The organism is Streptomyces sp. CO7 (genome assembly GCF_053474865.1).
Genome location: NZ_JBRIOU010000004.1, coordinates 491,603 through 497,252, shown reverse-complemented (window position 1 = coordinate 497,252; position 5,650 = coordinate 491,603). Strand labels below are relative to the sequence as shown.

6 protein-coding genes are annotated in these 5,650 nt (G+C 73.0%); 4 read left to right on the top strand and 2 right to left on the bottom strand.

Going from position 1 to position 5,650, the window contains the following annotated elements; all coding sequences use genetic code 11:
- The 3 genes from ACOV8S_RS15075 to ACOV8S_RS15065 form a co-directional block, all read left to right on the top strand.
- On the top strand, positions 1-778 hold a 778-nt coding region (locus ACOV8S_RS15075), incomplete at its 5' end, for an AIM24 family protein (protein ID WP_448318335.1).
- Positions 779-789: 11 nt separating this feature from the next.
- Complete coding sequence (locus ACOV8S_RS15070) at positions 790-1,470, top strand: AIM24 family protein (RefSeq protein ID WP_351117660.1); 681 nt, start codon at positions 790-792, stop codon at positions 1,468-1,470.
- Between the two features lie 18 nt (positions 1,471-1,488).
- On the top strand, positions 1,489-2,244 hold the full coding sequence (locus ACOV8S_RS15065; RefSeq protein ID WP_448318334.1) for an AIM24 family protein: 756 nt from the start codon (positions 1,489-1,491) through the stop codon (positions 2,242-2,244).
- A gap of 81 nt (positions 2,245-2,325) precedes the next feature.
- Here the strand turns inward: ACOV8S_RS15065 and ACOV8S_RS15060 are convergent, their stop codons facing one another.
- Positions 2,326-2,856, bottom strand: a complete 531-nt coding sequence (locus ACOV8S_RS15060; protein ID WP_448318333.1) for an NUDIX hydrolase — start codon at positions 2,854-2,856, stop codon at positions 2,326-2,328.
- Complete coding sequence (locus ACOV8S_RS15055; RefSeq protein ID WP_448318331.1) at positions 2,853-4,370, bottom strand: zinc-dependent metalloprotease; 1,518 nt, start codon at positions 4,368-4,370, stop codon at positions 2,853-2,855. The genes ACOV8S_RS15060 and ACOV8S_RS15055 overlap by 4 nt, the downstream gene beginning before the upstream one ends.
- Before the next feature lie 194 nt (positions 4,371-4,564).
- Here ACOV8S_RS15055 and ACOV8S_RS15050 point away from each other — a divergent pair.
- The coding region (locus tag ACOV8S_RS15050; protein ID WP_448318330.1) for an SDR family oxidoreductase at positions 4,565-5,650 on the top strand (1,086 nt) is incomplete at its 3' end.

Genomic DNA, 5,650 nt, shown 5'->3' with positions numbered 1-5,650 from the left:
CGGAGCGCCGGGCGCCCCCGGCATGCCCGGTGTCCCCGGCATGCACGGCGCCCCCGGCGCCGCCCCCGGCATCCCGGGTCAGCAGGCCTACCCCGGCACGCCCAACGCCCCGCAGACCCCGGGCGTCCAGGGCGCGCTGAGCCTGTACAAGGAGAAGCCCACCGGCCAGCGCTGGACCCAGCAGAACGAGAAGCTGGTCCGCGTCGACCTGAGCGTCGGCGGCCAGCCCGTCCTCGCCCGCCAGGGAAGCATGGTGCTGTACCAGGGCAAGGTCGAGTTCGGGTACAAGGGCGCCGGCTTCAGCGGCCGGATCGTCGGCAACGCCACCGGCCAGGAGATGCAGCTGATGCGCTGCACCGGCTACGGCCAGGTCTTCCTCGCCGAGGAGGCGGCCCACCTGCACACGGTGGAGCTCCAGGGCGACGCGCTGTGCGTCTCCGCCGAGAACGTGCTCGCCTTCGACGAGTCCCTCCAGTACGAGGTGCGCCGCGTCGAGGGACACGGCATCCCCGGCGGCGCCCTGTTCACCATGCAGTTCCAGGGCACCGGCACGCTGGTCCTCAAGACCCACGGCGTCCCCGTGGTGTTGCCGGTCACCCCGACCACCTTCGCCGACGCCAACGCGGTGGTCGCCTGGTCGGCCGCGGCCCAGGTGATCGTCTCCAGCCAGGTCCGGATGCGGCGCAACGCCTACCCCGGCGACACCGGGGAGAGCGTCAACCTGCAGTTCCGGGGCGCGCCCGGGAACTTCATCGTCGTCCAGCCGTACGAGGTCTGAGGGAGCCCGTCATGAACCACCAGCTCGCGGGCCACGCCCCCGCACCCGTCGTCGCCCGCATGGAGAACCACGGGACCCACATGGCGAAGATCGCCATGCAGACCGGTCACGACCTGCTCGCCAGGGTCGGCTCCATGGTCGCCTACGAGGGCTTCGTGCAGTACGAGCCCAACCCGCCGGCCGTCCGGCAGATCGCCAAGGACTGGGTCACCGGCGAGGGCGCCGCGCTGATGCGCTGCCACGGCGACGGCATCCTCTACCTGGCGGACTACGGCGCCGACGTCGTCGTGATCAACCTCAACGGCGAGGCGCTCTCGGTCAACGCGACCAACCTGCTCGCCTTCGACGCCCACCTCAAGTGGGGCGTCGAGCGGGTCAAGGGCATGGCCAAGTTCGCCGGCCAGGGCCTGTGGAACACCAGGATCGAGGGCCAGGGCTGGGTCGCCATCACCTCCCGCGGCACCCCGATAGTGGTCGACTGCGGCGGCGGCGAGGACGAGACCTACGTCGACCCGGACTCGCTGATCGCCTGGTCCCCGAACCTCAAGGTGAAGGGCAAGCGCAGCTTCAAGGCGTCCTCGCTGATCGGCCGCGGCAGCGGGGAGGCCTTCCAGATGGCCTTCTCCGGCACGGGCATCGTCGTCGTCCAGCCGAGCGAGGACAGCACCGACCGTCTCCGGATCCGGGGCTGAGGGGGAGAACGACCGATCATGCAGAGCCCGATTTTCGCCTTCAACGAGCAGCAGACCCAGGAGCACTGGAGTCTGCAGAACAGCCAGATGCTGCGCGTCATGGTCGACGGCAACCGCGACGTCCTGGCCCGCAAGGGATCGATGGTCGCCTACCAGGGCCTCGTCGAGTTCGACGCCGAGTACCAGACGGGCAACCAGCGCAACGCCCGCCGCCGCACCGGCGAGGGCCTGGACCTGATGCGCTGCCACGGGCAGGGCACGGTGTACCTGGCCAACCTGGCCCAGTACGTCCACCTGGTGGACGTCGACCAGGACGGCCTCACCGTGGACAGCTCCTACGTCCTGGCCATGGACTCCGCGCTGCACCACGAGGTCATCGCGGTCGACAGCCTCTACGGCATCTCCGGGTCCGGGAAATACCAGCTCAACATCTCCGGCCGGGGCAAGGTCGCGCTCATGACCTCCGGCGCGCCGCTGATGCTCCAGGTCACCCCGGACCGGTACGTGAACGTGGACGCCGACGCGGTGATCGCCTGGTCGACCTCGCTGCGGGTTCAGATGCAGGCGCAGACCCACTCCTCGGGAGTCTGGCGGCGCCGTGGCAGCACCGGCGAGGGCTGGGAGCTCAGCTTCATGGGCACCGGCTTCGCGCTGGTGCAGCCCAGTGAGCTGCTCCCGCCGCAGAACGCCCAGATCGGCTCGGGCGTCGCCGCCCAGTTCGGCATGGGCCAGCAGGGCGCGCGGGCGCAGAACCAGAACAACGCCTGGAACTGACGGCACGGGAAGGGGCGGCCACCGACACGGTGGCCGCCCCTTCGCCGTACGGGCTCACGGGCGCCGTACGGGCTCACGGGCTCACAGCAGCGCCCGGGTCGCCTCCACCAGCCGGACCACCGAGGCGTCCGCGACCCCCGCCACCTCGTCGTACGGGAACCAGCGCAGGTCCAGCGACTCCTCGCTGATGGCCTCCACCGCCCCGCCCGGCGCGATCGCCGCGTACTGGACGTCCAGGTGCCAGGCGCACGGGGTGTGGTGACGGTCCAGCCGCACCGGGGTGTCGCCGCCCAGCAGGCGCAGCCCGGGGATGCCGGACTCCTCCGTCGCCTCGCGCAGCGCCGCTCCGGCCAGGGTGGTGTCGCCGGGCTCGCAGTGGCCGCCCATCTGCAGCCACATCCGCAGCTTGCGGTGGAAGGTCAGCAGCACCCGGCCGCCCTCCGGGTCGATCACCAGCGCGCTCGCCGTGATGTGCCCGTCGGGACACTCGCGCCACATGCCGTCGGCGTGCTCGCCCAGGTGCTTGAGGTAGACCTGACGGAGCTCCTCCTGGGAGTCCGTCGCGGTCCGCAGGCCGTCCAGGACCTGGACGGCGTCGTCGTGCAGGGTCACTCGGAACCTTCACCCTTCGGGTCGTCGCCGCTCTCGCCCTGCGGGCCGGCCTCGGGGCCGTCCTTCGGCGAGCCGCCGTCCGCGTCCTTGCCGGGCCCGGAGCCCCGGGCACCGCCGCCGGCGGCCTCACCGAGCATCTTGTCCCACTCGGAGAAGTCCATCTGCTCGCGGTGGACGAAACCGTCCGGGTCGTCGAGGTCGGTGGCGTTGGGCAGCATGTCCGGGTGCGCCCACAGGGCGTCCCGGCCGTCCACGCCGCGCGCGTCGGTCAGCGACGCCCACAGACGCGAGGCGTCCCGCAGCCGGCGCGGACGCAGCTCCAGGCCGATCAGCGTGGCGAAGGTCTGCTCCGCGGGACCCCCCGAGGCGCGGCGGCGGCGCAGCGTCTCGCGCAGCGCGCCCGCCGAGGTCAGGCGCGGCGTGGCGGCGGCGTGCACCACCGCGTCCACCCAGCCCTCGACCAGCGCCAGCGCCGTCTCCAGGCGAGCAAGGGCCGCCTTCTGCTCCGGGGTGTCCTCCGGCTGGAACATGCCCTGCTGGAGAGCCTCCTGCAGCTGCTCCGGGTTCTGCGGGTCGAACTGGCCGACCACGTCCTCCAGCTTGGAGGTGTCCACCTTGATGCCCCGGGCGTAGCCCTCGACCGCACCGAACAGGTGCGACCGCAGCCACGGCACGTGGGCGAAGAGCCGCTGGTGGGCGGCCTCGCGCAGAGCCAGGTAGAGGCGGACCTCCTCAAGCGGGACACCCAGGTCCTTGCCGAAGGTCTCGATGTTCCGCGGCAGCAGCGCGGCCTTGCCGGCCGGGCCCAGCGGCAGACCGATGTCGGTGGAGCCGACCACCTCGCCGGCGAGCACCCCCACCGCCTGGCCGATCTGCGCGCCGAACATGGCGCCACCCATCGAACGCATCATCCCGAGCAGCGGGCCCGCCATGGCCTGCATCTCCTCGGGCAGCACCTGGCCCATGGCCGTGCCGACACGCTCGGCGACCGGGTCGACGAGTTCCTTCCACGCGGGCAGGGTCGCCTCGACCCACTCCGCGCGGCTCCAGGCCAGCGTCGTCGCCGCGCCCGAGGGCAGGGACGTCACGCCGTCCAGCCACAGGTCGGCGAGGCGCACGGCCTCCTCGACGGCCGAGCGCTCGGCGGGGCCGACGCTGGCATCCTTCGTGCCGTCCGGCGCGCCCTGGGAGACCGCCTGGCGGGCGATCTGCTTGGCCATGTCCCAGTTCACCGGGCCGCCCTCGTAGGAGAGCATCTGGCCGAGCTGCTGGAAGGCGGCGCCCAGGTCGGCGGGGTTCATGCCGCCGCCGGGCGGCATGGACCCGAAGGAGCCGAAGAGCGACGCGAACGGATTGTCCGCGCCACCGCCGAAGCCTCCTGCTCCGGGCGTGCCGAAACCGAACGGGTTCGCCGGTTCCTGCCCACCACCGCTCTGCTGGTCCTTCTTCTTGCCCTCGTCGCCGTCGTCCGGCTCCTCCGGCGGAAGGCCGAATCCGAATGGATTGTCACTCACGGGGTTCCTCGGCTGGTTGGGCCACCGGTCTTCCTCCGGCGGCGCGGCTGCCCGACATCACCACCCAGCGTAGACACCCCGGCCCGATAGAGCCTTGATGCTCCGCCGACCATCGGCCTGCGGCAGGATGGATGGCACCTGGTTCGTACACGCGGCACGCGCGTTCCTCTCGAGACAACCGCTGGAGACGCCTGGTGAGTTCCCCAGATCCGCAGGTTCGCGCAGCGCGAAACGCCCCGGCCGACGCGTCGTCGGCCCGACCCCCCGCCGGGCGGGGGCCCGTCGTGGCCGTCACCGGCGCGGCCTCCGGCGTCGGCGCGCTGCTGACCGAGCGGCTCGCCGCCTCGCCGGAGATCCGGCAGGTGGTGGCCCTGGACGAGCGGCGCGGCGACTGCGCCGCCGCCCGGTGGCACGTCCTCGACATCCGTGACCCGGCCCTCGCCGAGCGGCTGCGCGGGGTGGACGTGGTCGTCCACCTGGCGGTCGACCTCGACCTGGAGACCGACCCGGCGGCCCGCACCGCCTTCAACGTGCGCGGCACCCAGACGGTGCTCACGGCGTCCGCCGCGGCCGGGGTGCGGAGGGTGGTGCTCTGCACCTCCGCCATGGTCTACGGCGCGCTGCCGGACAACGCGCTGCCGCTCGCCGAGGACGCCGAGCTGCGGGCCACCGCGGAGGCGACGGCCGTCGGCGACCTGCTGGAGATCGAGCGGCTGGGGCGGCGGGCCCCGCGCGCCCACCCGGGCCTCAACGTCACCGTCCTGCGCCCCGCCGTCCTGGTGGGCGGCGGCACCGACACGGCCCTGACCAGGTATTTCGAGTCGCCGCGCCTGCTCGTGGTGGCCGGGTCGCGGCCGGCCTGGCAGTTCTGCCACGTCGACGACCTGTGCTCCGCGCTGGAGTGCGCGGTGCTGGAGAAGGTCGAGGGGGAGGTGGCCGTCGGCTGCGACGGCTGGCTGGAGCAGGAGGAGGTCGAGGACCTCAGCGGGATCCGCCGGATGGAGCTGCCGTCCGCGGTGGCGCTGGGCGCGGCGGCGCGCCTGCACCGCATCGGGCTGACGCCCTCCCCGGCGGGCGACCTCGCCTACACGATGTACCCGTGGGTGGTCAGCGGCAGCCGGCTGCACGACGCGGGATGGCGGGCGCGGTGGAGCAACGAGGAGGTGCTCGCCGAGCTGCTCGCGGAGGTCGCCGGACGGCACACGGTCGCCGGGCGGCGGCTGGGCCGCAAGGACGCCACCGCGGCGGGTGCGGCGGGGGGGGCGGGGGGCCCCCTGGGG

What these genes read in the sequence shown, in the direction of transcription:
- ACOV8S_RS15070 (WP_351117660.1), top strand. Translation starts at nt 790, where the DNA reads ATGAACCACCAGCTCGCGGGCCACGCCCCCGCACCCGTCGTCGCCCGC.
- ACOV8S_RS15065 (WP_448318334.1), top strand. Translation starts at nt 1,489, where the DNA reads ATGCAGAGCCCGATTTTCGCCTTCAACGAGCAGCAGACCCAGGAGCAC.